Below are 26,280 nucleotides of genomic sequence, written 5' to 3' on the forward strand. Positions count from 1 at the left end.
CACGGTCGAGGCCGTCCTGCGCGGTACCGGGGCGCGCAGGCCCGAGGGCGCCACGCACGCAAAGCTTCCGCCCGACGGCGAAACGTCATGGCCTCCCGCATGCCGGCGTCCGGCGGGTCCGGCCAGGCTTCGGGCTCGCGTGGCAAGCCTTCGGGCTCGCGCCGCGACGCCCCGCAGGGCGGTCTCCTCGCCCTCGCCGCGCAGAAGCGCGGTGACGTGGGGCTCCCCGGCCGGGATCTCGCGCCGATGGCGGGTTGGGGGAAGAAGCCCTCACGCCGCCGCCGGCAGGCCGCCGAAGCGGCGCTGGCGGGCACGGAACGCCGTCATCGCCTCGGCCAGCTCCGCCTCGCCGAAATCCGGCCAGGGGCAGGGGGTGAAGTGCAGCTCGGCATAGGCGCTCTCCCAGAGCAGGAAGTCAGAGAGGCGCTGCTCGCCGCTGGTGCGGATCACCAGATCCACCTCGGGCGCGCTGTCGGGGGCGACGAGGCGGCCGAACTCCTCGCGGGTGGCGGCGGGGCCGACGAGGCGGGCGGCGGCCAGGATCGCGTCGCGGGCCGAGTAGTCGAGGGCGATGCGCAGGTGCAGGCGGGCGCCGTCCCGCGTAGCCGCCTCGGCGGCGGCGATCGCGTCGGCGAGGCCCGCGGGCAGGCGGTCGCGCCGGCCGATCACGGTGAGGCGCACGCCGTCGCGGCGCAAGACGTCGACCTCGCGGGCGAGGTAGAGGCGAAGCAGGCCCATCAGCCCGGCCACCTCGGCCGGCGGGCGGCGCCAGTTGTCGGCCGAGAAGGCGTAGAGCGTCAGCGTGCCGATGCCCTGGTCCGGCGCGGCCCGCGCCACCCGGCGGACCGTCCCGACCCCGGCCTCGTGCCCGACGCACCGCGGCAGGCCGCGGCTTTCCGCCCAGCGCCCGTTGCCGTCCATGATGAGGCCGACATGGAGCTTCTCGCCTACTTTTTCGCTGTGAGTTGAAGTTCTTTGCATTGCAAAGTCTCCGGGTAAAAAGGGGGGGGTGTCAGGCGGGGAGGGGATCGGGGTCGTCCTGGCCCTGCCGCGCCGCCTCGGCGGCGTCGCGGACCACGCGCTCCAGCACCGCGAGGTAGTCGACGAAGCGCTGGCGCCCGGCCGGGGTGAGGCGGCAGGTGGTGAGCGGGCGCCGGCCCTCGTAGCCCTTGCGGATCTCGACGAGCCCCGCCTCCTCCAGCACCGCGAGGTGGCGGCTGAGATTGCCGTCGGTCAGGCCGCAGAGCTGCTTGAGGTCGGCGAAGGCGAGGGGTTTCGGGTGCGCGGCCAGCGAGGTGAGCAGGCTGAGCCGCGCGCGCTCGTGCAGCACCCGGTCGAGCCCGTCATAGGCGTAGGGCGCGGGCTCAGGCATGGTCGTCTCCGGGGCTGAGGTGGAGGACGAGGGCGAGCAGGCCCTGCCCGACCGCGAAGGGCAGGCCCATGCTCCAGGGCGAGAGGGCATGCCCCTCGGCCGCGGCCGCGATGGTGCCGAGACCCGCGACCACGTACCAGCCCGCCGCGAAGGCCACCGCCCGCGGCAGGGCGCGCAAGGAGGCGAACAGCCCGAGGCCGACCAGGATCTGCCACAGGCCCGGCAAGAGCCAGAGGGAATCCGGGGCGAGGCGGGCCAGCACCAGGAGCAGCAGGGCGCCGGCGGCGCCGGCCGGCAGGAACGCCTCGACGGCGTTGAGGATCATCGCGTCGGCGAGGCCGGAATGGTGCCGGCGGCTGCGCGCCCGCATCTCGGCCCCGATCACCCCGACCGCGAGGAACGCGGCGGCGATCCAGCCGGCGAGGAAGGTCAGCGGGCTTGCCGTCGGGTCGTCGAGGAGGAGAGCCTGCAGGAACGCGGTGGCGAGCGCCAGGACGCCGGTGAGGGCGAGGGCGGAGGGGCCGTAGCCCTGGAAGGCGGCGCCGGCGGCGACCTGGCTGCGGATCGCCACGATGTCGGCCAAGGCCTTGTCGAGATGGATCCGGTCGGGGTCGGTCCTGTCGAGGTCGCGCATCGGAGAGCCCGCGTCAACTTTCCGATGCAAAGTACACCGATCCGCAAAGCCTCGCAAGCGGAAGCCGGGCGGTCTCGGCGACCGCCCGGGCGGCCTAGCGGTTGGCCCGCGCCAGGGCGGCGTGGAGCAGCACGTTCACGCCCGGCAGGGTCGGCTCCAGGGCGATGTCCTCGGCCTCGTTGTGGGTGATGCCGTCGCGGCAGGGGGTGAAGATCATGCAGGCGGGGGCGACCCGGGCGACGTGGTAGGCGTCGTGTCCGGCCTGGGAGCGCAGGTCCATGGTCGGGACGCCGAGGCGCCCGGCGGTCTCGCGCAAGAGGCCGATCAGCCCGTCGTCGAAGGAGAAGACCCCGAAGCCCCATTCCTCGGCGACCGAGATCCGGGTGAGCGAACGGGCGGCGCAGTCGGGCAGGGCGGCGCGCAACGACGCCTTCATGGCCTCGAGGGTCTCGAGCTTCGGCGCCCGCATGTCGATGAAGAGCTCGGCGTATTCCGACAGGGTGCCGGGGAGGTTCGGCACCAAGTCGAGGCGGGCGGCGGTGGCCTTGGCGTCGGTGTCGGCATGCGCCCAGCCGATGTCGTTGACCGCCACCGCCACCATGGCGGCACCGACGAGCGCGTTGTGGCGCTCGGACATCGGGGTCGGTCCGGTATGGGCGGTGGCGCCCTCGACGGCGATGCGCATGCCGCAGCTCGGATAGCCGCCCGTCACGATGCCGACCGGCACGCCGGCCCGGTCGAGGGCCGGGCCCTGCTCGATGTGCAGTTCGAAATACGCGTCGATGGTGCGCCCGCCGACGGGTTCGGGCCCGCGATAGCCGATGCCGTCGAGGGCGTCGCCGAAGCGGATCCCGTCGCGGTCGCGCCGGTTCTCGACCCAGTCCGGCGTCGCCTGGCCGGACCAGGCGAGCGAGCACAGCATCGGCGGCGAGAACCGCGCGCCCTCCTCGTTGGTCCAGTTCACCACCTCGATGGCGCGGCGCGTCGCGATCCCGAGATCGTCGAGGGTGCGCAGCACCTCGAGCCCCGCGAGCACGCCGAGGATGCCGTCGAAGCGCCCGCCGGCCCACTGGGTGTCGAGGTGGCTGCCGATCACCACCGGCGGCAGGCCGGGCTCGGTGCCTTCGCGCCTGAGCACCATGTTGCCGAGCCCATCGACGGTGAGGGGATAGCCGCCCTCCGCGGCCCAGGCCTTCAGCTGGTCGCGCACCACCCGGTCCGGCTCGGTCAGGGTCAGGCGCCGCAGGCCGCCTCGCGGCCCGGTGCCGATGCCGGCCGACACCATCAGGGTGTCCCACAGCCGGTTGCCGTTCACGGAGAGGTTGGTGGTCATCGCGGGTCCTCACGCTGCACTCGGGGGAGCGGGCGCCAGGATGCGAGGACCGTGCCCGGCGGACAAGCGCCGGGCGCGGGGGTGGGGTGTGCGGGCTACCCGATCCTGGCCCGCGCCGCCGCGTATTCCGCCTTCAGCCGGTCGATCACCGTGGCGGTCGCCGGCGCGTCGTCGATGGTGCCGACGCCCTGGCCGGCGCCCCAGATGTCGCGCCAGGCCTTGGTGGTGCCCGAGCCGAAGTTCATCTTGGTCTTGTCGACCTCCGGCAGCGCGTTGGGGTCGAGGCCGGCGGCGGTGACGCTGGGCTTGAGGTAGTTGCCCGGCACGCCGGTGAAGTAGGGGGTGTAGAGCACGTCCGCGGCCGTCGTGCCGACGATCATCTCCTTGTAGGCCGGGGCGGCGTTCGCCTCCTGCGTGGCGATGAAGCGGGTGCCCATGTAGGCGAGGTCCGCGCCCATCGCCTGGGCGGCGAGGATCGCGTCGCCGGTGGTGATCGCGCCCGACAGGATCAGCGGTCCGTCGTAGAAGCGCCGCACCTCGCCGACGAGGGCGAAGGGCGAGAGCGTGCCGGCATGCCCCCCGGCCCCGGCGCAGACCAGGATCAGCCCGTCGACCCCGGCCTCCAGCGCCTTCTCGGCGTGGCGCACGGTCGTGACGTCGTGGAACACCAGCCCGCCCCAGCCGTGCACCGCCGAGACCACCGCGTCGGGGGCGCGCAGCGAGGTGATGATGATCGGCACCTTGTGCTTGCCGCAGACCGTCAGGTCGTGCTCCAGCCGGTCGTTCGAGGCGTGGACGATCTGGTTGACGGCGTACGGCGCGACGATGCGCGCAGGGTCCGCCGCCCTGGCCTCGTCGAGCGCCGCGTCGATCCGGGTCAGCCACTCGTCGAGGGCTTCCTTCGGACGGGCGTTGAGCGCCGGGAACGAGCCGACGATGCCGTTCACGCACTGCGCGATGACGAGCTCGGGCCCCGAGACGATGAACATCGGCGAGGCGATCACCGGCAGGGCGAGGGCGTGGCGGAGGCTGTCGGGCAGGGACATCGGCGGCGTGGCTCCCAGGAACTCGTTGACGGTCTCGTTCACGAGGTCTCGTTGCACTCCCGCATCGCACCGCGGCCCGGGTGCGGTCAACGGGCGGGCTTGACGGAGATCGATACCAGCATTCCTGTGCGCGCCTCCCCTCACAATCCGGAGGCAGGGCGTGCAGGCTGAGATCGGAACCCCGGAGGCGGTCGGCCTCTCGTCGGAGCGGCTTGACCGGATCGTCCCGTGGATGCGGGGCTACGTCGAGGCCGGGAAGCTGCCGGGCCTGTCGGTGACCGTCGCCCGACGCGGCCAGGTGGTGTTTTCCCGCCAGGAGGGCCTGCGCGACCTCGCCCGGGGCCTGCCGATGGAGCACGACACCATCGTGCGCATCTACTCGATGACGAAGCCCCTGACCTCGACGGCGATCCTGATGCTGTACGAGGAGGGCCGCTTCCAGCTCGACGATCCCATCACCCGCTTCCTGCCGGAGTTCCGGAACATGCGGGTGCTCGCCGGCGGCAGCCGCGCCAAGCCGGAGACCGTGCCGGCGGAGCGCGACATCACGTTTCGCGACCTCCTCACCCACACCTCGGGCCTGACCTACGGCTTCATGGACGCGACGCTGGTCGACCGGATGTACCGGGACGAGGGCATCGACTTCCAGACCGCCGAGACCTCGCTCGCCGAGGTGGTGGGGAAGGCGGCCAGCCTGCCGCTGCTGGCCCAGCCGGGAGCGGAGTGGAACTACAGCATCGCCACCGACGTGCTCGGCCACCTCGTGGCGGTGATCTCGGGCGTGCCGTTCGACGACTTCCTGCGCGAGCGGATCATCCGGCCGCTCGGCATGGTCGACACCGACTTCCACGTTCCGGCCGACAAGCTCGCCCGCTTCGCCTCGAACTACGCGCTGGCCGAGGGCGGCCGGCTGACCCTGATCGACGACGCCCGCGAGGGCCGATACGCCAAGCCCCGCGCCGTGCCGTCGGGCGGCGGCGGCCTCGTCTCGACGGCCTCCGACTTCGCCCGGTTCTGCCGCTTCATCCTCGGGCGCGGGGCGCTCGACGGGGTACGGCTCCTAGGGTCCAAGACCGTGGACCTGATGACCGCCAACCACCTGCGCGGCGACCTCGCCGACATGGGCCAGCCGCGCTTCTCGGAATCGAGCTACAGCGGCATCGGCTTCGGCCTCGGCTTCTCGGTGATGCTCGATCCGGCCAAGGCCCAGATCCTCGGCACCCCGGGCGAGGTCGCCTGGGGCGGGGCGGCCTCGACGGCGTTCTGGATCGACCCCGCCGAGGACCTGTTCGTGATCCTGCTGACGCAGCTCATGCCGTCCTCGACCTGGCCGATCCGGCGCGAGCTGCGGGTGCTCACCTACGCGGCGATCACTTCGTGATCGCGGCGATCACGGGGTGACCGCCTGACCGCTCACCCCACCGCCCGGCGGTAGAGGTGCCAGGTGGCGTGGCCGAGCACCGGCAGCACCACCGCGAGGCCGACGAACAGCGACAGCATGCCGATGACGAGCATCCCGGCCACGATGGCGCCCCAGGCGAGCATCGTGCCGGGGTTCTCCCGCATCAGCGCCAGCGAGGTCTCGACCGCCGTGCCGGCATCGACGTCCTTGTCGATGATGAGCGGGATCGAGACCGCGCTGACGGCGAGCGCCAGGAGCGAGAAGGCCGCTCCCACGAGGTTGCCGGCGAGGATCAGGCCCCAGCCCCGCGGCGTGGTCAGCACGTCGTCGAGGAAGGCCAGCAGCGAGGGCTCGGAGACGCTGCCGTAGAGCGACCAGTACAGGCCCATGGCGGCACAGAGCCAGGCGAGGAAGATCAGCGCCAGCACCACGCCGACCGCCGCCACCGCCTTGGCCGAGCGGCCGCGCAAGGGCGCGTAGGCGTCGGTCCAGGCGGCGGGCAGGCCCCATTCCCGCCGCCGGCTCAGCTCGTAGAGGCCGAGCGCCGCGAACGGCCCGAGCAGCGCGAAGCCGGCGGCGAGCGGGAACAGGATCGGGATCAGGTCGCGCTCGAAGGTCGCCGCCGCGATCAGCACGCCGGCGATCGGATAGATCAGCACCACGAACAGCACGTGGGTCGGCATCGCCAGGAAATCGTCGACGCCGCGCGACAGGGCGGCCTTGAGGTCCTGGGCGCCGATCCGCCGCACGGCGGGGCGGGCGGCGGCAAAGCCGTGGGAGAGGGGGAACGAGCTCGTCATCGCGTGTCCTCCGGGAAGAGGCACCCGCGACGGGGAGGCCGGGCCGCGTGTCGGGCCGTCGTGTCGGCGGTCCTCAGGCGCCCGGTCCGGCCCGCACGGGCACCGGACAGATCGGTCGCATCGAAACCTTGGGTCTACTCGCAGCGGGCGGGAGGGAATCCCGCCGCACGCCTCCGAGGGTAGCGCCGGCCCGGCCCGCCCGCCAAGGGGGCGGCGCGCACGATCGCGCGACGGGAGCCGCGCCGAGGCCCGCCGGCGCGGACCGGGGCGGGCAACCGGGCGGGGGCCTCCGTATTACGGTGGCCGCCCGCCCCGCGCCTCCCAGTCTCCGATGATGTGGTGCCCGCCGCAATCGACGGCCGTGTACGAGCCGTCCGCTTCGCGGTGGAGGATGATGCGATCGTACCGCACGGAGTCGATCAGGAAGTATCCCGGTGCACAGCGCAACGGGCGCAGGCGCAAATCCGGATCGCCCGGCGCCCGGACGAACCAGGCGAGGCGCGCCATGACCGCCTCTCGCCGTCCCTCGCTGAGCGCCTTGAGCGCCTCGACCAGCGACGGGGCGTACTGGACCCGCGCGGTCACGCGAGGGCGGCGCGCAGATGGGCTATCAGGTCATCGCCATCGTCGAAGGTCGGGCTCAACGGTCCCGGAGCCCGGTTCGCGTCTCGTAATGCCTTGAGGAACAGAACGAAATCCGCCCTCGCCAGGCCGTAGCGCGCCATCGCGCGCAAGAGGCCGTCGCGGATCTCCGCCGCATAGGCCTGCGCCTCCGCCGGGCCGGTCAGCGAACGCTGCATCATGCCCTCGAGCCGTCCCTCCAGGCTCCGATAGCGTCGGGCGAAGGCATCCACCTGTGCGTCGGCCTGGTCGATCAGGCCCGTGAGGGACGCGACCTGATCGGGCTGCGGCCCCAGCCGCTCGTGCAGGCGCCACGCCTGCCGGCGCAGCCCGTCGCCCTCCTCAATCCAGCGCGCCGTCACCGCATCGGCCTGCGCGACGACGTCGTCCTCGTCCGACGCCGCGTCCAGCGCGGCCGGTTGCCAGCGCACGTGATGGGCCAGAGCGTCGATGAGGGCGATGGTCACGGCATGATCCCCGAACCACCCGGATATAGCGATTCGCGGCCCCAGCGGCGAGAGGGCCCCGGGGTGCCGCACCGCCCGCATCCACGCTACAAGGAGCCGACCGTCATCCCATCCAAGGCCCGCCATGCCGAGCACGCCCCGCGCCGCGATCATCCCGGTCACGCCGTTCCAGCAGAACTGCACCCTCCTGTGGTGCGAGGCGACGAAGCGGGCCGCCGTGATCGATCCGGGCGGCGACCTCGACCGGATCCGGGCGGCGATCGCCAAGGCCGGCGTGAGCGTCGAGAAGATCCTGCTCACCCACGGCCACATCGACCACGCCGGCGGGGCCGCCGACCTGCGCGACGCGCTGGGCGTGCCGGTCGAGGGCCCGCACGTCGCCGACAAGCCGCTCCTCGACAGCCTGCCCGAGACCGGGGCGGCCTACGGCATCGGCGGCGCCAAGGTGATCACCCCCGACCGCTGGCTCAACGAGGGCGATACGGTGACGGTCGGCGAGCTGACCTTCGACGTGCTGCACTGCCCCGGCCACTCCCCGGGCAGCGTCGTGCTGGTGAGCCGGGACGCGCGCTTCGCGCAGGTCGGCGACGTGCTGTTTCGCGGCTCGGTCGGCCGCACCGACCTGCCGGGAGGCAACCACGAGGCGCTGATCGCCTCGATCAAGACCAAGCTCCTGCCGCTCGGCGACGACGTCGCCTTCATCCCCGGCCACGGCCCGACCGGCACGATCGGCCAGGAGCGGCTGTCGAACATGTTCCTTCAGTAGGAGCTTCACCATGGACTTTCGTCCCCTCGGCCGCTCCGGCCTCTCGGTCCCGCCGTTCTGCTTCGGCGGCAACGTCTTCGGCTGGACCGCCGACGAGGCGACCTCGTTCGCGCTCCTCGACCGGCTGCTGGAGACCGGCTTCACCTTCATCGACACCGCCGACGTCTATTCGCGCTGGGCCCCGGGCCACCAGGGCGGCGAGTCGGAGGCCGTGATCGGCCGCTGGCTCAAGGCCCGCGGCACCCGGGACCGGATGACCATCGCCACCAAGGTCGGCATGGACATGGGCGAGGGCCGCAAAGGATTGAGGGCGGCGTACATCGAGCGGGCGGCGGAGGAGTCGCTGCGCCGCCTCCAGACCGACCGGATCGACCTCTACCAGTCCCACGCCGACGACGCCGAGACGCCGCTGGAAGAGACGCTGTCGGCCTACGACCGGCTGATCCGCGCCGGCAAGGTGCGGGCGATCGGCGCCTCGAACTATTCGGCCGCTCGCCTGCGCGAGGCTTTTGCCGTGGCGACGCGCGAGAATCTTCCCCGCTACGAGTGCCTGCAACCGGGCTACAGCCTGGCCGACCGCGAGGATTACGAAGCCGAGCTCGAGCCCCTGTGCCGGGAGGAGGGGATCGGCGTGATCTCCTACTTCTCCCTCGCGGCAGGCTTCCTGACCGGCAAGTACCGCCAGCCCGGCGCCGCCGCCGGCCGCGCCCGGGAGGCCCGGGTCTCGGCCTACCTCAACCCGCGGGGCTTCGCCTTCCTCGACCTCCTCGACGCGGTCGCCCGCGAGCACGGCGCCACGCCGGCCCAGGTCGCCATCGCCTGGCTCGTGGCGCGGCCCGGCCTCACCGCGCCGATCGCCAGCGCCACCTCGGTGGCGCAGCTCGACGAGGTGCTGGGCGGCGTGCGCCTCGCCCTCGACCCGGCGGCCGCGGCCCGGCTGGAAGAGGCGAGCCGGGGCTCGCTCAAGGGCTGACGGCGCGCGTTGGCGGATCCTTAACGGGGGTGCGGCGAAACGTAACCTCGGCTATCCTCCGCCGGGGGTGGACAGGGCTCCCGGCCCATCCCCGGCGGACCCCGAAAAGTGCTGCTTGCGGCGCCGAAAACCGATGCAATTTCAAGGCGGAATGCTTACATCAGGCAGGTACCGGACCGCGGCCGCCACGGCCCGGACCCCTTGAGACACGACGAGAACCAGACGGCGCCGGGTCGCGAGACCGGCGCCGGCGCCGGCCGCGCTTCCGCCGCGACGCGCGCCCGCCCGCACCAGGAACCGACATGGCCGAACCCGCCCGCGATCTGAACCCCGACACCTACGGCGCCGACTCGATCAAGGTCCTCAAGGGCCTCGACGCGGTGCGCAAGCGGCCGGGCATGTATATCGGCGACACCGACGACGGCTCGGGCCTGCACCACATGGTGTACGAGGTCGTCGACAACGCCATCGACGAGGCGCTGGCCGGCCACGCGACCCTCGTCACCGTCACCCTCAACGCGGACGGCTCCTGCACCGTCTCCGACAACGGCCGCGGCATCCCGACCGACATCCACTCCGAGGAGGGCGTCTCGGCGGCCGAGGTCATCATGACCCAGCTCCACGCCGGCGGTAAGTTCGACCAGAACTCCTACAAGGTCTCGGGCGGCCTGCACGGCGTCGGCGTCTCGGTGGTCAACGCCCTCTCGACCTGGCTGCGCCTGCGCATCTGGCGCGCCGGCCACGAGCACGCGATGGAGTTCCGCCACGGCGACGCGGTGGCGCCGCTCGCCGTCGTCGGCCCGGCGGGCGACCGGCGCGGCACCGAGGTGACGTTCCTGCCCTCGCCCGACACCTTCACGATGGTCGAGTTCGACTACGCGACGCTGGAGAAGCGCCTGCGCGAGCTCGCCTTCCTCAATTCCGGCGTGCGCATCGTCCTGACCGACGCCCGCCACGCCGAGCACAAGCGCGACGAGCTCGTCTACGAGGGCGGGGTCGAGGCCTTCGTGCGCTATCTCGACCGGGCGAAGGAGGCGCAGATCGAGGCGCCGATCGTGCTGCGCCAGGAGCGCGACGGCATCGGCGTCGAGGTCGCGCTGTGGTGGAACGACACGTTCCACGAGAACGTGCTGTGCTTCACCAACAACATCCCGCAGCGCGACGGCGGCACGCATCTGGCCGGGTTCCGCGCCGCGCTGACCCGCCAGATCACCGGCTACGCCGAGGCGAGCGGGGTGACCAAGAAGGAGAAGGTCGCGCTCACCGGCGAGGATTGCCGCGAGGGGCTGACCGCGGTGGTCTCGGTCAAGGTGCCGGACCCGAAATTCTCCTCGCAGACCAAGGACAAGCTCGTCTCCTCCGAGGTGCGGCCGGCAGTCGAGGGCGTGATGAACGCCACCCTCGGCACCTGGCTCGAGGAGCATCCGAACGAGGCCCGCGTCATCGCCGCGAAGGTGGCGCTCGCGGCGGCCGCCCGCGAGGCGGCGCGCAAGGCGCGCGACCTCACCACCCGTAAAGGGGCCCTCGACATCGCCTCGCTGCCCGGCAAGCTCGCCGACTGCCAGGAGCGCGACCCCTCGAAGTGCGAGATCCTGCTGGTCGAGGGCGACTCGGCCGGCGGCTCGGCCAAGCAGGGCCGCGACAGAACGTTTCAAGCTGTTCTGCCGCTGCGCGGCAAGATCCTCAACGTCGAGCGGGCGCGGCTCGACAAGATGCTGTCGAGCCAGGAGATCGGCACGCTGATCACCGCGCTGGGCACCGGGATCGGCCGGGACGGCACCCACGCCTTCAACCCCGACAAGCTGCGCTACCACCGCATCATCATCATGACGGATGCGGACGTCGACGGCTCGCACATCCGCACCTTGCTGCTGACGTTCTTCTTCCGCCAGATGCCGGAGCTGATCGAGCGCGGCCACCTCTACATCGCCCAGCCGCCGCTCTACAAAGCCCAGAAGGGCAAGACCGCGATCTACCTCAAGGACGACCGGGCGCTCGAGGATTACCTGATCGACGGCGGCGTCGACGGGGCGGTGCTCAAGCTCGCCACCGGCACGGAGTTCGGCGGCGCCCAGCTCAAGGCGCTCGTCGACGAGGCCAGAGGCGTGCGCCAGGTGCTGCACGGGATGCACTCGCGCTACGACCGCGTCGTGGTCGAGCAGGCGGCGATCGCGGGCGCGCTTCGCCCCTCGGTCGCCGGCAACCCGGCCGAGGCCGAGGTGGTGGCCGACGAGATCGCCCGGCGCCTCAACGCCATCGCCGACGAGATCGAGCAGGGCTGGGAGGGCGAGGCGCGGGACGGCGGCTACGTGCTGTCGCGAACCTTACGCGGCGTGCGCCAGGTCGCGGTGCTCGACGAGGCGCTGATCTCCTCGCAGGAGGCGCGCCGCCTCGACGAGCGGGCCGAGACCCTGAGCGAGATCTACGGCGCCCCCGTCACCCTGGTGCGCCGGGGCGACCAGACCTCGCTCTACGGCCCGGTGGCCCTGTTCGAGGGCATGATGGCGCTCGGCCGCAAGGGCCTGCAGCTCCAGCGCTACAAGGGCCTCGGCGAGATGACCGCCCAGCAGCTCTGGGAGACCACCCTCGACCGCGACGTGCGCTCGCTCCTCCAGGTTAAGATCAAGGACACGACCGACGCCGACGACCTGTTCGTCAAGCTGATGGGCGACGTGGTCGAGCCGCGCCGGGAGTTCATCCAGGAGAACGCGCTCAACGTGGCCAACCTGGACGTGTGAGGGCAGCTCCGGTTCAGTCCTCTACATATTGTCTGCTCGCGGCTTCTTCCTGGGAGACTGCAAGGGTTGCGGCTACCAAGCTGCAACCCTTGACGTCATCCCGGGGTCGCGCAGCGGGACCCAGGATGTCGTGGAGGGTCGCACATCGGTCGGCCAACTCAGCAAGCCCTCGAGATGAGGTCGTGGGTGGAAGAGTGGCGCCCCCCGCGCGCGCCGCTTGATCGCGGACCGGAACCGGCGATAGGCAAAGGCCGCAGAGCGCGCGGGTCCCGGGGCGCGAACGCGGAGTGTGATCATGCAGGCGGCCGAACTCGCGCGCTTTTCCGACTACGTCCTTCCGGAGGCGACCCTGCCGGACTTGCCGGGTCACTACCGCGGCAAGGTGCGGGACAATTACGATCTGCCGGACGGCCGGCGCATCCTGATCACCAGCGACCGCCTGAGCGCCTTCGACCGCGAGTTGGCGGCGATCCCGCTCAAGGGCCAGGTGCTGACCCAGACCGCGCGCTACTGGTTCGAGAAGACGCGCGATATCTGCGACAACCACGTCCTCGCCTATCCCGACCCGAACGTGGTGGTGGGCCGCCGGCTCGCGATCCTGCCGGTCGAGATCGTGGTGCGCGGCTACCTCGCCGGCAGCACCGGCACCTCGATCCTGACCCTCTACAAGGCCGGTCAGCGCGAGATGTACGGCCACCGGCTGCCGGACGGGATGCGCCCGCACGAGCCGCTGCCGCAGCCGATCATCACCCCCACCACCAAGGCCGGCCACGGCGACCACGACGCGCCGCTTTCGGCTGCCGAGATCCTGGAGCGGGGGCTCCTGAGCGAGGCGCAGTGGCGCACCCTGTCGGAGGCGGCGCTCGCGTTGTTCGCCCGCGGCCAGACGCTCGCGGCCGAACGCGGCCTGATCCTCGCCGACACCAAGTACGAGTTCGGCACCGACGCCGAGGGGCGGATCGTGCTCGCCGACGAGATCCATACCCCCGACAGCAGCCGCTACTGGTTCGCGAAGAGCTATCCCGAGCGCCTCTCCGCCGGCACCCTGCCCGACAGCTTCGACAAGGATGTGGTCCGCAACTGGGTCGCGGCCCGCTGCGACCCCTACCGCGATCCGGTGCCAGCGATCCCACCCGAGGTGGTGCTGCAGACCGCCGCCACCTATGTCAGCGCCTTCGAGACCATCACCGGCGAGCGCTTCGCCCTGCCGGACACGAGCGAGCCGCCGCTCGAACGCATCCGCCGCAACATCGCGGCGTTCCTGGCGCAGTAGCGCCACCCGCCGGCACCCGACCCGGGGAACATCGGTCCTGCCCGGCGCGACCACCGCATGCAGGATCGTGCCACCTCCCGCCCGCCATGCACGATCGTGCTTGTCGGGCGCGGTCCGGTCCGGTATGCCCCCGGCCGGACAGAAAAAAGGCCGCCCTTGCGAGGCGGCCCGAAGTCTAGGGAGGAAACGCCCAAAGAGGGCTGCACCGCCGCGACGCCATCGCTGCGGTGCGAAAACGTTTTCTCATGCTGCGTTGCACAAGGCAATCGACCGCGTTGCGCAACGGCCATGCTCGTTGCGCATGGCCGCGGTCGCGCGCCTCTGGAGGACGGATGGCCGATACTCGACGCCGCACCCGCGCAGCACGCACTATCACCGCCGCCGCGGCCTGCCTCGCCGCGCTGACGGCCGCGCAGGCGGAGCCCGCCGCCGTCACCTTCCCGGGCCTGGGCGGGCTCACGTTGCAGGGCCGGCGCTACCGCCCCGCCGGCCTGGGTCCGTTCCCGGCCGTCGTCGCGCTGCACGGCTGCGGCGGCCTGTACGATCGGGCCGGCGCGCTCACTCCGCGGCACGCTGACTGGGGCGAGCGCCTGGCCGCGCGAGGATTCCTGGTGGTGCTTCCCGACAGCTTCGGCTCGCGCGGCCTTAAGCCCGCAATGTCGGGTCTCCCAGCGCGAGATCCGCCCCGGCCGCGAGCGCGGCGTATGCCGAGGCCGCCGGCGACTGGCTGCGCGGCCGGCCCGACCTGCGGCCGGACGCGGTCTCGCTGCTCGGCTGGTCCAACGGCGGCTCGGCGGTCCTGGCGGCGGTCCGGGCCGGCCGGCACGTGCCCTTCGCCCGCGCGGTCGCGTTCTATCCGGGCTGCCGTGCCGCCCTGGAGCAGGGCTGGCGCACCCGCACGCCGCTGCCCGTCCTGGTCGGCGACGCCGACGACTGGACCGGCGCCGAGCCCTGCCGCGCCCTGGCGGAGGACGCCCGCGGCCGGGGCGAGCCGGTCGAGATCACGGTCTATCCGGGCGCCTACCACGATTTCGACGCGCCCGGCCCGGCCGTGCGCGAGCGGCGCGGGCTCGCCTACACGGTCAACCGGGACGGCGTGGCCCATGCGGGGACCGGGCGGCGCGGGCCGACGCGCTGGCGCGCGTCCCGGCCTTCCTCGCCGTGCGATAGCTTCAGCGCCGCAGGTCCATCTTCCGCAGGCCCCACCACGTCAGCAGGATCGCCGCCAGCGCGAAGGGCGCCGCACCGATGACCGCGGCGACCGCCTCCGAGCCGATCAGGGCGCCCAGGCCCTTCACCAGGGCCATCAGCAGCAAGAAGCCGCTGACGCAGGCGAAGAGCAGGATCGTGCCGCCCCACAGGGTCCAGCCCGAGACGACCCGGGCGATCCGGTCGACCTCGTCGGAGAAGAGCGTGATCTCCTTGACGGCCAGGGTGCTGGCGAGGCGGACGGCCTCGACCACCAGCCTGATCGTGCTCACCTGCCGGTCGGACCGCACCGCCCACGCTCCCGCTCCGCCGCGACCGGATATCGGTGCGGCGAGCGGAAACGCCCGAGCTTGGCCGTCGTTCCGGATCTCCCGGCGATCAGGCGGGCTTGAGCGGGCAGCTCTGGCGGGCGAGCAGCCGCCACTGGCCCCCCTCCTTGAGCCAGACCTGCATCACCGCGATGTAGGAGCGGCCGGTCTCGCCGTTGGGGAGGATGTCGGCGCCGTCCCAGACGTGGCGGACCGTGGCGGTGTCGCCGACGACCTGGATCCACTGCTCCGAGAAGGTCAGCGACTTGTAGTTGGTCTTGCCGGCGAGGCTGGCGATGAACTGGGGCTTGGTCTCGATCTTGCGGCCGCTGGAATGGCCGTAGCTCATCTGCGGATGGGTGAGGGCGTCGAGCGCCTTGGCGTCGCCGTCCACGATCGCGACCCGCAGGGCCTCGAGCTGGCGGCCCACCGCCTCGCCGTCATCCGCGGCCCGGGCCGGTCCGGCCGCCAGCGCCGGCATCGCCAGGCCCGCGGTCAGTCCGGCGAGCAGCACCCGCCGCGAGCAGTTCTCCGTCTCCACCATGAGCGTCCTCCCGTGGCACGGTCGGCCTTGCGGGTTGATCCCGCCGCCGCCGCGCAGCCCGAGCTTAGCCCGCTGATCGGGCCCTCGCCACCGGGACGGTCCATACTGAGGAGCGGGATTCGCCCGCAAGCACAGGCAGACGCCGGTCAGCGCTGGTACGGCACCGTCCCCCCGGTGGCGTTGGAACCGCCGCCAGCGGCACGCGCCGCGTCGAGCTCGCCCTGGCAGGGCGCACTGATGCTGGCATAGTTCCGGCGCAGGCAAGCCTCGATCCGCCGCGTGTTGGGCACGTCGTTCGCGCACAGCGTCATGGCGTCCGTCATGCAGGCCAGGCGCTGGCGCTCGGTTCCCTGGGCGCTCGCCGGCCCGACGGGCGTCAGCAGCACGACGCCCGCCGCCAAGGTGGCCGCCACGGCGACGGTGCGGGTCAACGGCATCGACATTCGTCCTCTCCGGCTCTTTCCGGAGGGTCAACACCAAGCCTGGCCTCCCGGTTCGCGAGGGCGGGGATTGCGTTGCCGGAAGGGCTGTGCCGTCGGCGGCGCGACGGGTCAGGCCGCGTCGCCGCAGCCGCAGGCCCGTTCGTAGCCGAAGGCCCGGCCGAGGGCGGTGACCCCGGCGGGCGTCACCGCGACGGCCCGGCTGCCCTCGCGCCGGCGCACCCAGCCCCGGTCGAGGCAGGTCGCGAGCAGGGCCGCGCCGAGGGCGCCGGCGATGTGGGGCCGGCGCTCGCTCCAGTCGAGGCAGGGGCGGCAGAACACCCGGCGGCGAGAGCGGTTCGTCTCGGAGGCCGCGGCGAGATCGACCCCGAGGCCGTGCAGGAAGACCTCGCCCGCCGTCGTGAGGGCGCCGCCATCCTCCCCGAGCTCGACCGCGCCGCGCGCCACGAGGGCATCCGCCATCGCGACGGCGAGGCGGCCGGCGAGGTGGTCGTAGCAGGTCCGGGCCTCGCGCAGGGCGGCGTCCCGGGGACCGGGAGAACGGGCAGCCGGCCGGGTGGGGACCGGCGCCGCGCCGGCCGCCACCGCCATCACGCCCTCCAGCATCCGCGCCACCGCCGGGGATGCGAGGCGGTGGTAGCGGTGGCGGCCCTGGCGGGCGACCGTCAGCAGGCCGGCCTCGGCGAGCTGCGCGAGGTGGCCGCTCGCGGTCTGCGGCGTCACGCCGGCGGCGCGGGCGAGTTCCGCCGCGGTCAGCGCCCGGCCGTCCATCAGCAGCGCCAGCATGCCGGCGCGGGCCGGATCCCCCACCAGGGCGGCGGTGCGGGCGAGGGCGGAGACGGTCACCATGGTGGGCTCCTCGGGCGGGCTCCCCCTTGTAGAGCAGAGCGGGACGCGACGCTTCGGCCACGACCGAATCATGTCGCCCGCCGCTTCGGCCGGCACCGAAGCACCGCCCCCGGCGGGCGGGCGAGGATCGTCCCGTCGCAACCGGGGAACCGCCCGCCATGCCGCCGCTGATTCGCCGCCTCCTCGCCCTCCGCCGCTCGAACACCCCCGGGAGCGGCCCGCCCGGGGAGGGCGGCCTGTCGCGACACCTGCGTCAGCGCCGCGACCGCACGCAGTTGTCCAGCCTCGACGACAGGTTGCTGCGCGACATGGGCCTGCGCCGCGAGGTCTCGCCCGCCGGCCTCGACTTCGTGCCCCTGTCCCCGGCCGATCCGGGCGCGGGGGCACATCTCGCGAGAGTGCCGCAGGACTGCCGGAACCGGCACGCAGGCGGGTCCGTGGCGTCGTCGCCACACGGCCGCGCTGCCCTCGACTGGCCATGATCGGGCCGTGATCGCGCCGCCGTTCCGGGGCCCGTGGGGCGTCGTCGCGATGGTGAGCCGGCGGTGTTTCCCGTTTGCATCACGTCGGTTGTATCTGACTGGCAGCGGCGAGGATTGGTTTACGAACCGTATCCGCGCCCCGCCTTCGCCACATTCCGCCCCAAGCTTGACCTGGAGCGCGGCCATAACGGCCGTGCCCGGCAATGCACGAGAGGGGCCTGCATGACGCGGAACCGGACTTTCCCCATCACCGCCGCCCTGGCGGTTCTCGCCACGGCGCCGCAGCTCGGCGCCTGCAGCCTGATGCCGGCCGGGGTCGACACGACGGGAAGCCTTCCGGACCGCAAGCACCTCGCCGCCGTCACCAGCGCCGACCGGGACTGCCTCGCCCGCGCGATGTACTTCGAGTCCAACCGCTCGAGCGAGGAGGGCCTGCTCGCGGTCGGCACCGTGGTGATGAACCGGCTCGAGGCGCCGGCCTACCCGAACTCGATCTGCGGCGTCGTCGGCCAGAAGCGCCAGTTCGCCGCCGGCGTGCTGCACAAGCCGATGCGCGACAAGGAACGCGACAAGGCCGAGCGGATCGCCGACGCGATCCTCGCCGGCGAGCGCCACGAGAAGGTCGGCGGCGCGATGTTCTTCCACACCGCCGGCTACACCTTCTCCTACCGCAACATGCACTACGTGGCGCTCGCCGGCGGCAACGCCTTCTACGAGAAGCGCCCGTGGTACGACCGCGAGGGCGCGACCCCGCGCCGGGTCCCGTCCGCCGCGACCCAGCTCGCTCAAGCCCAGTCCGGATCGGCCGGCAGCGCCCGCTGGACCTCGCACCCGGTCCGGGTCGCGCGCGCTACCCCCCAGACCCCGCTCGCCGAGCTCGGGCCGGCCCACAACATCTGCCGCGTCGCCGCCGCCGAGACCGGCCGCAGCCCGAGCTGATCCCGCCCGGGGGCTCACGCCAGCCGGTCGAGCCGCAGGCGGTGGCGCGCGTCGGTGAGCCGGCGCGCGGCGGCCAGCACCGCCCCCGTCACCCCGAGGCCGCTCGCGCCCGCCAGCAGGAACAGGATCAAGATCTGCGACGCGGCCGCCCCTTGCGGGTCCTGCCCGGCGAGGATCTGGCCGGTCATCATGCCCGGCAGCGTGATCAGCCCCGCCGCCGCCATCTGGTTGAGCACCGGGATCAGCCCGGCCCGGATCGCGCTGCGGGTGAGCGGCGCCAGCGCCTCGTCCCTCGTGGCGCCGAGCGCCAGCCGCGCCTCGATTCCCGCCCGCTCGCGCCGCACGGCGCCGGTGAAGCCGTTGAGCCCGATCGCGATCCCGCTCATCACCGAGCCGAGCACGATCCCGGACAGCGGGATCAGCGCGTGCGGATCCCACCAGGGCTGCGGGCGCAACGCCGCGAGGCCGACCGCGACGGCGACCACCATCGCCCCCGCCGTGACGGCCCCGCCGAGCGCGTAGCGCCACGCTCCCCGCAGCGGCCGCTCCTGCCTCGCGCCGATCTCGTAGGCGGCGGCGAGCGCCATCACGGCGACCACCCCGACCACCGGCCCCGGCGCTCCGAGCCCGAACACCGTGCGCAGGACCAGCCCGACCAGGGTGAGCTGCGCCACCAGCCGGCAGGCCGCGACCAGGATCGTGCGGGCGAGGCCCAAGCCCAAAGCCGCCGACAGCCCGGCATTGACGAGGACGAAGCCCGCCGCGAGGGCGAGGTCGAGGGGGCCGGGCGACGGAATCACGCCGGTTCGATCAGTGGGCGCCCGCCCGCCACCGCGAGCCGGCGGGTGGCGAGCCGCGCCACCTGGGCGGGATCGTGCGAGACGAGGACGACGATCAGGCCGGCGGCGCGGCGGCCTTCGATCACCGCCTCGGCGCCCCGCACGCTCTCGGGATCGAGGGAGGCGGTCGGCTCGTCGAGGAGCAGCACGCGGGGCTGGCCGGCGAGCGCCCGCAGCAGGGCGAGGCGCTGGCGCTCGCCGGTGGAGAGCCGCGCCACCGGCCAGCCGAACACCTCCGGCGGCAGGCGCAGGGCCGCCCGCTCCGGGTCGAGGCGGGAGGGGGCGTCGGCGCGGAAGTGCTCGGCCACAGTCTCGGCCCACCAGCCGGGCTCGGCGGCGAGGTAGGTGACCTGCCGGCGCCACAGCGGCGCCGCGATCACCTCCCGGTCGATCCCGTCGAGGCTGACCCGGCCCTCGGACGGGTCGAGATCGGCGATCATGCGCAGGAGCACGCTCTTGCCCGCCCCCGACGGGCCCGTGACCGCGCAGGCCTCGCCGGCATCCAGCACGAGGTCGAAGGGCCCGAAACGGTCGCGGCGGAGGGACTCGATGCGGAGCATGGGCGGCAGGTGAGCGGATCCCCTCCGGTGTGCGGGAGAGGGCTGCGGAACGCAACGGCCCCGCTGCGGTTTGAGTGTGCCACGGACGAATCGGGAGGGTAGGACGTGGCTGCAGGAGATTTGGCAGCAGCAGCGGGAACGGCGCGAAGCGCCGGCACGGGCGTGGTGCGCAGCGACGTGCCGGCCCGGATGGACCGGCTGCCCTGGAGCCGCTTCCACCTGCTCCTCGTCGTCGCGCTCGGCATCACCTGGGTGCTCGACGGGCTCGAGGTCACGATCGTCGGGGCGATCGGCCCGGTGCTCCAGGACAAGCGGGCGCTCGGCCTCACCATCCAGCAGATCGGCGCGGCGGCCTCGTTCTACGTCGTCGGCGCGGTCGTCGGCGCCCTGGTCTTCGGCTGGCTCACCGACCGGTTCGGGCGGCGCCTCGTCTTCTACGCCACGCTGTTCATCTATGTCGGCGGCGTCATCGCCAGCGCACTCGCCTGGGATTTCTGGAGCTTCGCGCTGTTTCGCCTCGTCACCGGGCTCGGCATCGGCGGCGAGTACGCGGCAATCAACTCGGCGATCGACGAGCTGATCCCGGCGAAGTACCGCGGCCGGGTCGACCTCATCGTCAACGGCAGCTTCTGGGTCGGCGCCGCGGCGGGTGCGGGCGCCTCGCTGCTGCTGCTCGATCCCAACCTCCTCGACCCGGATTTCGGCTGGCGCCTCGGCTTCGGCATCGGCGGCGTGCTCGGCCTCGGCATCCTGTTCCTGCGCCGCCACGTGCCCGAGAGCCCGCGCTGGCTCGTCACCCACGGCCGCGAGGAGGAGGCCGAGCGCACGGTGGCGGAGATCGAGCGCAAGGTCGAGGCCGAGACGGGCCAGAAGCTCCCGAAGGCCGAAGGCATCCTCGAGGTCCACCCGAAGAAGAGCTTCGGGTTCGGCGAGATCTTCTCGTCGATGGTGCACAAGCACCGCGGCCGCAGCATCCTGGCGCTGGTGCTGATGATCGCCCAGGCCTTCCTGTTCAACGCGGTGTTCTTCACCTACGGGCTGGTGCTGGCGAAGTTCTACGGCGTGCCGGAGAACCGCGCCGGCGTGTTCCTGGTGCCGCTCGCCATCGGCAACTTTTTGGGGCCGGTGCTGCTCGGCCACTTCTTCGACACGATCGGCCGGCGCCGGATGATCGCCGGCACCTTCGCGTTGAGTGGGCTTTTGCTGCTCGCGACCGCAATCGTGTTCGGCCTCGACCTGTTCACCGCCTGGACCCAGACCTTCGCGTGGATCGCGATCTTCTTCGTCGCCTCCGCGGCCGCGAGCTCGGCCTATCTCACGGCGAGCGAGATCTTCCCGCTCGAGACCCGGGCGCTCGCCATCGCGGTGTTCTACGCGCTCGGCACCGGCGCCGGCGGCGTGATGGCGCCGTGGCTGTTCACCCACCTGATCGAATCCGGCCAGCACTGGGCGCTCGCCGGGGGCTATGCCGGCGCGGCCCTGCTGCTCGTGATCGCCGCGGTGACGGAGTGGAAGCTCGGGATCGACGCGGAAGGAAAGTCGCTGGAGAGCATCGCCGATCCGCTGTCGAAGGCCTGACGGGATCGCCGCCGGCCCGGGCTCGGCGTCGTCAGTGCAGGGCCGCCGTCCGCTCGGCCTCGGGCGGCAGGACCGCTTCCTCGACGAGGGCCGCGCGGATGCGGGCGAGGCGCAGGTCCGCCGCCTCGCGGCCGGCCTCGGCGGCGGCCATGGCCTCGCGGGCGGCGGCAGCATCGGCCATCACCTCGGCCAGGCGTTCCTCCAGCCGGCGCGAGCGGGCCCGCTCGGCCGACAGCCGGGCCTCGGCAGCGCCGGCCTGGCCCTGCGCCTCGGCCGCCGCCTTCTCGGCCTCGGCGGCGGCCTGCCGGGCCTCGGCCGCCTCGTCCGCGGCGGCCTGCAACGCCTCCTCGACCCGTTCCAGCAGGGTGCCGACCTCGCGGCTGAGCCGGTCGGCCCGGGCCTCGGCCGCGGCGGCGCGGGCGGTGGAGGCGCGCACCGTCTCGGTCGCGCGGCGCAGCAGGCTCAGGATGGTGCCGGTGTCGAACGGGGTGGCCATGGGATCCGGGAGGCGGGCGGCGATTCTCTAGGGGCGCCCGCCGGCCGGCCGCGGTCAAGGGCCATGGCGCAGCTTCCCACACTCCCCGGGCGCCTGCGGCACGGATGCGCCACCGTCCTCGCCCGCCCCTGCGACCGATGCGCACGAACGGCCCGGGGAGCGGGAACCCAACATGGATCAAACCGATGCCCCCCGGGACTATCCCGGGTGGACCGGGGGAGTATCCCGCCAAGGAAGGTGCCGTGCCATGTTCATGAGGATCGACCGGCTGCAGGCCGAGCTGCCCCAGCCCAAGAGGCCCGACCCGAATGCCGCCGCGGCCCTGCAGGAGCTGCTCGGGGGCAAGTACGGCGAGATGTCGACGCTCGGCAACTACATGTTCCAGAGCTTCAATTTTCGCGACAAGTCGAAGCTGCGGCCGTTCTACAGCCTGGTCTCGAGTATCTTCATGGAGGAGCTCGGCCACGTCGAGCTGGTCTCGACAGGCGTGTCGATGCTCAACAACGGCCCCGGCGACCCGACGCCGGACGTCGACGTGTCGAAGGCCCCGTTCCACGACATGCAGGACGTGCGCCTCGCCGGCAGCTTCCTCAGCAACGGCGGCGGCGCGATGCCGATGAACTCGAACGCCGCGTCGTGGAACATGGACATGGTCACCACGACCGGGAACATCATCATCGACCTCCTGCACAACTTCCACCTCGAATGCGGCGCGCGCATCCACAAGCTGCGCGTCTACGAGACCCTGAAGGACCCGACCGGGCGCGAGGTCTGCGGCTACCTGCTGGTGCGCGGCTCGGTGCACGCCCACGCCTACGCCCTGGCGCTGAAGAAGCTCACGGGCGTGGCGATCGAGCAGATGCTTCCGACGCCCAACATCAACCTCGACCGCATCCCCGAGTGCCAGAAGTACCTCCAGGAGGGCAGCCACCGCCGGCTCTACCGCTTCAACTCGCCGGACTACGCGGAAGCGGCCGGCGTGTGGTCGAACGACGAGGTGGCGCTGCCGGGCGACCCGCCGGGCAATCTCGAAGTGGTCGACGGCGCGCCTGAGGGCGGCAAGATCCCGGAACTCGACGGCAATTACGGCGCCTTCGCGCCGAACTACAAGCCGGAAGAGATCTTCGAGATCGCGAGCAAGCTCTACAAGAAGAGCCGCTGAGCATGGACGGGGCCGGTCAGGCCGGCCCCGAATCCTTGATGACTGCGTCGAGGGCGTCCAGCACCTCGGCCATGTCCGGGCGCGCCGCCGGGTCGGGCCCGGTACAGGCCCGCACCAGGGCGTCGAAGGCCGGGGAGGCGAGGGGGGCGAGCGCCCGCAGCTCTTCGAGGAGCAGCCCGAAGGCCCGCACGTCGAGCCGTTGCAGGAACGCCCCGTCCGGGCCCGGCGGCAGCGCGGAGGCCGCGCCGAGATCGCTCAGCACCGCCTCGCCGTGCGCCCCGTCCCACAGGACGTTGTGGGCGTAGAGGTCGCCGTGGCCGAAGCCGCGGGCGTGGAGGTGGACGGCGCCCGAGGCGATCCCGCGGGCAAGGCGCAGGGCCGCCGGAGCCGTCAGGCGGAGGGCCGGATCGTAGACGTCGCGGCTGCAGCTCTCCAGGCTCGGCGGCCCGGCGAGCACCCGCCAGCCCTCCGGCAGGAGCGGCATCAGCAGGCCGTCCACCCCGTCCGGATGATCGACGAGGCGCCCGAGGCTGCCGGTGAGGTGCGGGTGCATGCCCGCCGCCAGGCAGGCCGCCATCTCGCGCTCGGGCAGGCCGTCGCTGGTCATCGCGCCCTTGAACAGCTTGAGGGCGACCGGCCGCGCCTCGCCCTCGCCGTCCGGCCGCCACGCCGCCCGCATCACCCGGCCCGACGCGCCCTCGCCGAGGAGCGGCCCGAGCGCGAGGTCGCGCCAGGCGACCGGCGCCGCAGCCGTGGGGGCAGGCGCCGCACGATCCTCGAACGGGTTGCCGGCCCAGGACAGCCAGGCGAGCCGCGGCAGGGTCTTCAGGCCGGCGGGCAGCGCCTCGAACCGGTTGGCGGCGATGCGCAGGAGCTCGAGGTTGTGCGCGCACCTCAAGCTCTCCGGCAGTGCGCGCAGGCGGTTGCCCGCCAGCATCAGCTTCTGCAGGCGCGGCCGGGCGCCGAGCGCCTCGGGCAGGGCGGCGATGCGGTTGTCGGTGAGGGTGAGCCAGCGCAGGGCCGGGGGCAGCGACTCGGCCGGCACCTCGGCGATGCCGGAGCCGCGAAACCCGATCTGGCTCAGGGCGGCGCAGTCGCCCAGCACCGGCGGCAGCCGGTCGAAGCGGTTGCCGGAGCAGAACAGCACGCGCAGCTTGTGCAGCCGACCGAGATCGGCGGGCAGGGTGGTGAGGTCGTTCTGGCCGAGATCGAGCAGTTCGAGCGTGTCGGCGAGACCGAGGATCTCGGGCGGCATCTCGGAGAGGCGCCCCTCCGGCCCGCCGGGGAGCCGCAGCTCCCGGGCCCCGGCAAGGTCGCCCCGGCGCAGGGCCGCAAGGCACGCCGCGGTCGCGGGCGGCAGGCTCATGGGTGCGGGCTCATGGGCGCGAGCCCGGATCGGTGCGGCAGAGTCTCGGCATCGTGGTCTCCCGGCGGCGCGTCGGGGCCGCCGGGCGGTGGTCGCCGGGAAACGCGGCCGGATCAAGGGGCCGCAGGCGGCGTCAGTACGGGGTGCCGTAATAGGCCGGCGGCGGCGCCTGGCGGTAGCCGTACTCGTAGCCGACCGGCGGACGGCCGTAGGTGCGCAGGTAGGGGTCGTAGCGCGGCTGCCGGTAATTGCCGTTGTTGACGCCGGCCGAGCGGTCGTTGCCGCGCAGGGCCGCGTAGGGCGAGAGCCCGCTGCCGGAATCGTTGTTCTGGGCGAGCACCGCGCCCGCCGTGCCGAGGACGAGGGCCGCCGCGACGGTCGCCCGGACCGTGAGAGCGCGCATGGAAGGCCTCCTGGGGGTTCAGGGATGAGATGAAGCGGAACCGGGAATGGCCGGCCGAGGTTCCGACGCCCGGGGCGCGGCCTTTCGGCGCCGGGCAGCGGGAGCGCCGGCGAGCAAGGCGTGTCGGCGCAGAGCGGGCAGCGTCGCGGTCCGGCGCTGCTGCGCGAGGACGCGGCCGAGACGGCCGGTCGCCCTCGGCCTTGTCCCTCCGCCCGGGATGCGGGCTCGATCGGCTCCAACCCGCGGTGTCGGGGCCTCGCGGCCCGGGTCACGCCGGATCGTCGCGCAGCAGGTGGTAGAGCAGGATCGCGGCCGCCGTGGCGGTGCCGATCCCACCGAGCTTGAAGCTGCCGAGGCCGACCGTGAAGTCGCCGGCGCCGAGCACCAGCGCGGTGCCGACGGTGAGCAGCACCCGGGTGCGGGAGAAGTCGACCCGGTTCTCGACGAAGATCCGCCCCGCCGCGGCGGCGATCAGCCCGAACACCACCACCGACAGCCCGCCGATCACCGGGCCGGGGATCACCAGGATCGCGGCGCCGAATTTCGGCGACAACCCGAACAGGATCGCCACGAGGCCGGCGACGGCGAAGACCAGGGTCGAGTAGATCCGGGTCACCGCCATCACCCCCATGTTCTCGGCGTAGGTCGTCACGCCGGTGCCGCCGAAGAACCCCGACAGCATCGTGGCGAGCCCGTCGCCGAGGAAGGCGCGACCGAGCCACGGATCGAGGTTGCGCGCGGTCATCGCGCCGATCGCCTTCACGTGGCCGAGATTCTCCGCGACCAGGACCAGGGCGACCGGGGCGATGAGCCAGATCGCGGAGGCCTCGAAGACCGGCGTCGCGACGTGCGGCCAGCCGAACCACGGCGCCTGCGCGATCCGCCCGAGGTCGAGGGGCTTGGCCAGACCGAGCCCGTTCGCCAGCACGCCGTAGAGCAGGGTGGCGGCCACCGCCCCGATGAGGAGCGGCAGGCGCCGTGCCGCGCCCGGCAGGTACGAGGCGGACAGGCCGACCGCCAGGATCGTGAACAGCCCGACCCCGACATCGACGCCCGAGCCCGAGATGCCCTTCACGCCGATCGGCGCGAGGTTGAGGGCGATCGCCCCGACGATCGCGCCGGTCACCGCTGGCGGCATCAGCCGGCCGATCCAGGCATCGCCCGCCCGCATCACCGCGATCCCGATCAGCGCGTAGACCGCCCCGGCCGCGATGATGCCGCCGAGCGCCACCGCGAGGTTCGGGTTGGGTCCGCTGCCGCTGTAGCCGGTCGCCGCGATCACCACCGCGATGAAGGCGAAGCTGGAGCCGAGATAGCTCGGCACCCGACCCCCGACCACGACGAAGAACAGCAGCGTGGCGATGCCGGAGAACAGGATCGCGAGGTTGGGATCGAAGCCCATCAGCAGCGGGGCCAACGCCGTCGAGCCGAACATCGCCACGACGTGCTGGAGCGCCAGCACCACCACCTGGCCGAGCGGCGGGCGCTCGTCCGGCAGCACCACCGGCCCCCGGGCGAGCCGCCAGCGCGGAAAGCCGCGCTCCTGTTCCCGCATCTCCGGTTCCATGTCGTCCCCCCTGGTTGCTTGTCCGTGAGGCCTTAGAGGATTTCGCGGGTCCGGGAAGAGGCGGGTGGCTTGCGCGTGCGCAGCGTCCTGCGCGAGGATCCGGCGCGATCCCG

Annotated in this window: 28 protein-coding genes; 10 read left to right on the top strand and 18 right to left on the bottom strand. The window is 72.8% G+C overall.

Annotated features, from left to right (window positions below; translation table 11 throughout):
• Positions 1–270: 270 nt before the first annotated feature.
• The 5 genes from ACS5PV_RS21980 to ACS5PV_RS22000 all read right to left on the bottom strand — a co-directional run bounded on the left by ACS5PV_RS21980 (position 271) and on the right by ACS5PV_RS22000 (position 4,385).
• Complete coding sequence (locus ACS5PV_RS21980) at positions 271–981, bottom strand: di-trans,poly-cis-decaprenylcistransferase (protein ID WP_455397475.1); 711 nt, start codon at positions 979–981, stop codon at positions 271–273.
• Positions 982–1,012: 31 nt separating this feature from the next.
• The gene (locus tag ACS5PV_RS21985; RefSeq protein WP_455397476.1) at positions 1,013–1,372 is read right to left on the bottom strand and encodes a winged helix-turn-helix domain-containing protein; all 360 of its coding nucleotides are present in this window, start codon (positions 1,370–1,372) and stop codon (positions 1,013–1,015) included.
• Entirely contained in the window at positions 1,365–2,006 is a 642-nt protein-coding gene (locus ACS5PV_RS21990) for a hypothetical protein (RefSeq protein WP_455397477.1), read from the bottom strand. The genes ACS5PV_RS21985 and ACS5PV_RS21990 overlap by 8 nt, the downstream gene beginning before the upstream one ends.
• A 94-nt stretch (positions 2,007–2,100) precedes the next feature.
• Positions 2,101–3,339, bottom strand: coding sequence for a Zn-dependent hydrolase (locus tag ACS5PV_RS21995; RefSeq protein WP_455397478.1), 1,239 nt, complete (start codon positions 3,337–3,339; stop codon positions 2,101–2,103).
• A 95-nt stretch (positions 3,340–3,434) separates the two neighbouring features.
• Positions 3,435–4,385 carry an NAD(P)H-dependent flavin oxidoreductase gene (locus ACS5PV_RS22000; RefSeq protein WP_455397606.1) on the bottom strand — a complete coding sequence of 317 codons (951 nt, stop codon included), beginning with the start codon at positions 4,383–4,385 and terminating at the stop codon, positions 3,435–3,437.
• 160 nt (positions 4,386–4,545) lie between these two features.
• Here ACS5PV_RS22000 and ACS5PV_RS22005 point away from each other — a divergent pair, with 160 nt between their 5' ends.
• Positions 4,546–5,766 (top strand): serine hydrolase domain-containing protein, encoded by a 1,221-nt coding sequence (locus ACS5PV_RS22005; protein WP_455397479.1) that lies wholly within the window; start codon positions 4,546–4,548, stop codon positions 5,764–5,766.
• 32 nt (positions 5,767–5,798) lie between these two features.
• On the opposite strand, the gene ACS5PV_RS22010 is transcribed toward ACS5PV_RS22005, so the two are convergent.
• The 3 genes from ACS5PV_RS22010 to ACS5PV_RS22020 all read right to left on the bottom strand — a co-directional run bounded on the left by ACS5PV_RS22010 (position 5,799) and on the right by ACS5PV_RS22020 (position 7,675).
• Positions 5,799–6,587: a DUF2189 domain-containing protein gene (locus tag ACS5PV_RS22010; protein ID WP_455397480.1), complete on the bottom strand. Its 789-nt coding sequence runs from the start codon at positions 6,585–6,587 to the stop codon at positions 5,799–5,801.
• A 294-nt stretch (positions 6,588–6,881) separates the two neighbouring features.
• Positions 6,882–7,172 (bottom strand): hypothetical protein, encoded by a 291-nt coding sequence (locus tag ACS5PV_RS22015; RefSeq protein WP_455397481.1) that lies wholly within the window; start codon positions 7,170–7,172, stop codon positions 6,882–6,884.
• On the bottom strand, positions 7,169–7,675 hold the full coding sequence (locus ACS5PV_RS22020; RefSeq protein ID WP_455397482.1) for a hypothetical protein: 507 nt from the start codon (positions 7,673–7,675) through the stop codon (positions 7,169–7,171). Before ACS5PV_RS22020 ends, ACS5PV_RS22015 begins: the two co-directional genes overlap by 4 nt.
• 124 nt (positions 7,676–7,799) lie before the next feature.
• Between ACS5PV_RS22020 and ACS5PV_RS22025 the strand changes: the two genes are divergently transcribed.
• The 5 genes from ACS5PV_RS22025 to ACS5PV_RS22045 all read left to right on the top strand — a co-directional run bounded on the left by ACS5PV_RS22025 (position 7,800) and on the right by ACS5PV_RS22045 (position 14,677).
• Positions 7,800–8,441, top strand: a complete 642-nt coding sequence (locus ACS5PV_RS22025; protein WP_455397483.1) for an MBL fold metallo-hydrolase — start codon at positions 7,800–7,802, stop codon at positions 8,439–8,441.
• 10 nt (positions 8,442–8,451) lie between these two features.
• The gene (locus ACS5PV_RS22030) at positions 8,452–9,414 is read left to right on the top strand and encodes an aldo/keto reductase (RefSeq protein WP_455397484.1); all 963 of its coding nucleotides are present in this window, start codon (positions 8,452–8,454) and stop codon (positions 9,412–9,414) included.
• Between the two features lie 302 nt (positions 9,415–9,716).
• Positions 9,717–12,152 (top strand): DNA topoisomerase (ATP-hydrolyzing) subunit B, encoded by a 2,436-nt coding sequence (gene gyrB / locus ACS5PV_RS22035; RefSeq protein WP_455397485.1) that lies wholly within the window; start codon positions 9,717–9,719, stop codon positions 12,150–12,152.
• A gap of 295 nt (positions 12,153–12,447) precedes the next feature.
• Positions 12,448–13,425, top strand: coding sequence for a phosphoribosylaminoimidazolesuccinocarboxamide synthase (locus ACS5PV_RS22040; RefSeq protein WP_455397486.1), 978 nt, complete (start codon positions 12,448–12,450; stop codon positions 13,423–13,425).
• Positions 13,426–14,191: 766 nt separating this feature from the next.
• The gene (locus ACS5PV_RS22045) at positions 14,192–14,677 is read left to right on the top strand and encodes a dienelactone hydrolase family protein (RefSeq protein ID WP_455397607.1); all 486 of its coding nucleotides are present in this window, start codon (positions 14,192–14,194) and stop codon (positions 14,675–14,677) included.
• On the opposite strand, the gene ACS5PV_RS22050 is transcribed toward ACS5PV_RS22045, so the two are convergent.
• The 4 genes from ACS5PV_RS22050 to ACS5PV_RS22065 all read right to left on the bottom strand — a co-directional run bounded on the left by ACS5PV_RS22050 (position 14,598) and on the right by ACS5PV_RS22065 (position 16,775).
• Positions 14,598–14,906 (bottom strand): phage holin family protein, encoded by a 309-nt coding sequence (locus ACS5PV_RS22050; RefSeq protein ID WP_455397487.1) that lies wholly within the window; start codon positions 14,904–14,906, stop codon positions 14,598–14,600. The two genes, ACS5PV_RS22045 and ACS5PV_RS22050, sit on opposite strands and share 80 nt — an antisense overlap.
• A 106-nt stretch (positions 14,907–15,012) precedes the next feature.
• A complete protein-coding gene (locus ACS5PV_RS22055) occupies positions 15,013–15,486 on the bottom strand; it encodes a nuclear transport factor 2 family protein (RefSeq protein ID WP_455397488.1) in 474 nt (157 codons plus the stop codon).
• 146 nt (positions 15,487–15,632) lie between these two features.
• Positions 15,633–15,929 carry a hypothetical protein gene (locus ACS5PV_RS22060; protein WP_455397489.1) on the bottom strand — a complete coding sequence of 99 codons (297 nt, stop codon included), beginning with the start codon at positions 15,927–15,929 and terminating at the stop codon, positions 15,633–15,635.
• Between the two features lie 108 nt (positions 15,930–16,037).
• Positions 16,038–16,775 (bottom strand): ArsR/SmtB family transcription factor, encoded by a 738-nt coding sequence (locus ACS5PV_RS22065; protein WP_455397490.1) that lies wholly within the window; start codon positions 16,773–16,775, stop codon positions 16,038–16,040.
• Positions 16,776–16,933: 158 nt separating this feature from the next.
• On the opposite strand from ACS5PV_RS22065, the gene ACS5PV_RS22070 reads away from it, so the two are divergent.
• Together ACS5PV_RS22070 and ACS5PV_RS22075 are read left to right on the top strand one after the other, a co-directional pair.
• On the top strand, positions 16,934–17,257 hold the full coding sequence (locus tag ACS5PV_RS22070) for a DUF1127 domain-containing protein (RefSeq protein ID WP_455397491.1): 324 nt from the start codon (positions 16,934–16,936) through the stop codon (positions 17,255–17,257).
• A gap of 222 nt (positions 17,258–17,479) precedes the next feature.
• The gene (locus tag ACS5PV_RS22075; RefSeq protein WP_455397492.1) at positions 17,480–18,196 is read left to right on the top strand and encodes a cell wall hydrolase; all 717 of its coding nucleotides are present in this window, start codon (positions 17,480–17,482) and stop codon (positions 18,194–18,196) included.
• 14 nt (positions 18,197–18,210) lie between these two features.
• Here ACS5PV_RS22075 and ACS5PV_RS22080 read toward each other — a convergent pair whose 3' ends face one another.
• Entirely contained in the window at positions 18,211–18,996 is a 786-nt protein-coding gene (locus ACS5PV_RS22080; protein ID WP_455397493.1) for an ABC transporter permease, read from the bottom strand.
• Positions 18,993–19,595 carry an ABC transporter ATP-binding protein gene (locus ACS5PV_RS22085; RefSeq protein WP_455397494.1) on the bottom strand — a complete coding sequence of 201 codons (603 nt, stop codon included), beginning with the start codon at positions 19,593–19,595 and terminating at the stop codon, positions 18,993–18,995. Before ACS5PV_RS22085 ends, ACS5PV_RS22080 begins: the two co-directional genes overlap by 4 nt.
• Before the next feature lie 189 nt (positions 19,596–19,784).
• On the opposite strand from ACS5PV_RS22085, the gene ACS5PV_RS22090 reads away from it, so the two are divergent.
• Positions 19,785–21,173 carry an MFS transporter gene (locus tag ACS5PV_RS22090; RefSeq protein WP_455397608.1) on the top strand — a complete coding sequence of 463 codons (1,389 nt, stop codon included), beginning with the start codon at positions 19,785–19,787 and terminating at the stop codon, positions 21,171–21,173.
• A gap of 31 nt (positions 21,174–21,204) precedes the next feature.
• On the opposite strand, the gene ACS5PV_RS22095 is transcribed toward ACS5PV_RS22090, so the two are convergent.
• A complete protein-coding gene (locus ACS5PV_RS22095; RefSeq protein ID WP_455397495.1) occupies positions 21,205–21,669 on the bottom strand; it encodes a hypothetical protein in 465 nt (154 codons plus the stop codon).
• A gap of 247 nt (positions 21,670–21,916) precedes the next feature.
• Here ACS5PV_RS22095 and ACS5PV_RS22100 point away from each other — a divergent pair, with 247 nt between their 5' ends.
• On the top strand, positions 21,917–22,831 hold the full coding sequence (locus tag ACS5PV_RS22100) for a manganese catalase family protein (RefSeq protein ID WP_093565260.1): 915 nt from the start codon (positions 21,917–21,919) through the stop codon (positions 22,829–22,831).
• A gap of 16 nt (positions 22,832–22,847) precedes the next feature.
• On the opposite strand, the gene ACS5PV_RS22105 is transcribed toward ACS5PV_RS22100, so the two are convergent.
• From ACS5PV_RS22105 to ACS5PV_RS22115, 3 genes are all read right to left on the bottom strand, one after another.
• Positions 22,848–24,197, bottom strand: a complete 1,350-nt coding sequence (locus ACS5PV_RS22105; protein ID WP_455397496.1) for a leucine-rich repeat-containing protein kinase family protein — start codon at positions 24,195–24,197, stop codon at positions 22,848–22,850.
• Positions 24,198–24,330: 133 nt separating this feature from the next.
• Entirely contained in the window at positions 24,331–24,600 is a 270-nt protein-coding gene (locus ACS5PV_RS22110) for a hypothetical protein (RefSeq protein ID WP_455397497.1), read from the bottom strand.
• A gap of 268 nt (positions 24,601–24,868) precedes the next feature.
• Positions 24,869–26,155: a solute carrier family 23 protein gene (locus ACS5PV_RS22115; protein ID WP_455397609.1), complete on the bottom strand. Its 1,287-nt coding sequence runs from the start codon at positions 26,153–26,155 to the stop codon at positions 24,869–24,871.
• Between the last annotated feature and the right edge of the window lie 125 nt (positions 26,156–26,280).

Source organism: Methylobacterium sp. Gmos1 (assembly GCF_053764715.1).

Coding starts and splice junctions, on each gene's coding strand:
- ACS5PV_RS21980 (WP_455397475.1), bottom strand. CDS start 981: ATGCAAAGAACTTCAACTCACAGCGAAAAAGTAGGCGAGAAGCTCCAT.
- ACS5PV_RS21985 (WP_455397476.1), bottom strand. CDS start 1,372: ATGCCTGAGCCCGCGCCCTACGCCTATGACGGGCTCGACCGGGTGCTG.
- ACS5PV_RS21990 (WP_455397477.1), bottom strand. CDS start 2,006: ATGCGCGACCTCGACAGGACCGACCCCGACCGGATCCATCTCGACAAG.
- ACS5PV_RS21995 (WP_455397478.1), bottom strand. CDS start 3,339: ATGACCACCAACCTCTCCGTGAACGGCAACCGGCTGTGGGACACCCTG.
- ACS5PV_RS22000 (WP_455397606.1), bottom strand. CDS start 4,385: ATGTCCCTGCCCGACAGCCTCCGCCACGCCCTCGCCCTGCCGGTGATC.
- ACS5PV_RS22010 (WP_455397480.1), bottom strand. CDS start 6,587: ATGACGAGCTCGTTCCCCCTCTCCCACGGCTTTGCCGCCGCCCGCCCC.
- ACS5PV_RS22025 (WP_455397483.1), top strand. CDS start 7,800: ATGCCGAGCACGCCCCGCGCCGCGATCATCCCGGTCACGCCGTTCCAG.
- ACS5PV_RS22030 (WP_455397484.1), top strand. CDS start 8,452: ATGGACTTTCGTCCCCTCGGCCGCTCCGGCCTCTCGGTCCCGCCGTTC.
- gyrB (WP_455397485.1), top strand. CDS start 9,717: ATGGCCGAACCCGCCCGCGATCTGAACCCCGACACCTACGGCGCCGAC.
- ACS5PV_RS22040 (WP_455397486.1), top strand. CDS start 12,448: ATGCAGGCGGCCGAACTCGCGCGCTTTTCCGACTACGTCCTTCCGGAG.
- ACS5PV_RS22055 (WP_455397488.1), bottom strand. CDS start 15,486: ATGGTGGAGACGGAGAACTGCTCGCGGCGGGTGCTGCTCGCCGGACTG.
- ACS5PV_RS22060 (WP_455397489.1), bottom strand. CDS start 15,929: ATGTCGATGCCGTTGACCCGCACCGTCGCCGTGGCGGCCACCTTGGCG.
- ACS5PV_RS22065 (WP_455397490.1), bottom strand. CDS start 16,775: ATGGTGACCGTCTCCGCCCTCGCCCGCACCGCCGCCCTGGTGGGGGAT.
- ACS5PV_RS22070 (WP_455397491.1), top strand. CDS start 16,934: ATGCCGCCGCTGATTCGCCGCCTCCTCGCCCTCCGCCGCTCGAACACC.
- ACS5PV_RS22075 (WP_455397492.1), top strand. CDS start 17,480: ATGACGCGGAACCGGACTTTCCCCATCACCGCCGCCCTGGCGGTTCTC.
- ACS5PV_RS22085 (WP_455397494.1), bottom strand. CDS start 19,595: ATGCTCCGCATCGAGTCCCTCCGCCGCGACCGTTTCGGGCCCTTCGAC.
- ACS5PV_RS22090 (WP_455397608.1), top strand. CDS start 19,785: ATGGACCGGCTGCCCTGGAGCCGCTTCCACCTGCTCCTCGTCGTCGCG.
- ACS5PV_RS22095 (WP_455397495.1), bottom strand. CDS start 21,669: ATGGCCACCCCGTTCGACACCGGCACCATCCTGAGCCTGCTGCGCCGC.
- ACS5PV_RS22100 (WP_093565260.1), top strand. CDS start 21,917: ATGTTCATGAGGATCGACCGGCTGCAGGCCGAGCTGCCCCAGCCCAAG.
- ACS5PV_RS22105 (WP_455397496.1), bottom strand. CDS start 24,197: ATGAGCCTGCCGCCCGCGACCGCGGCGTGCCTTGCGGCCCTGCGCCGG.
- ACS5PV_RS22110 (WP_455397497.1), bottom strand. CDS start 24,600: ATGCGCGCTCTCACGGTCCGGGCGACCGTCGCGGCGGCCCTCGTCCTC.
- ACS5PV_RS22115 (WP_455397609.1), bottom strand. CDS start 26,155: ATGCGGGAACAGGAGCGCGGCTTTCCGCGCTGGCGGCTCGCCCGGGGG.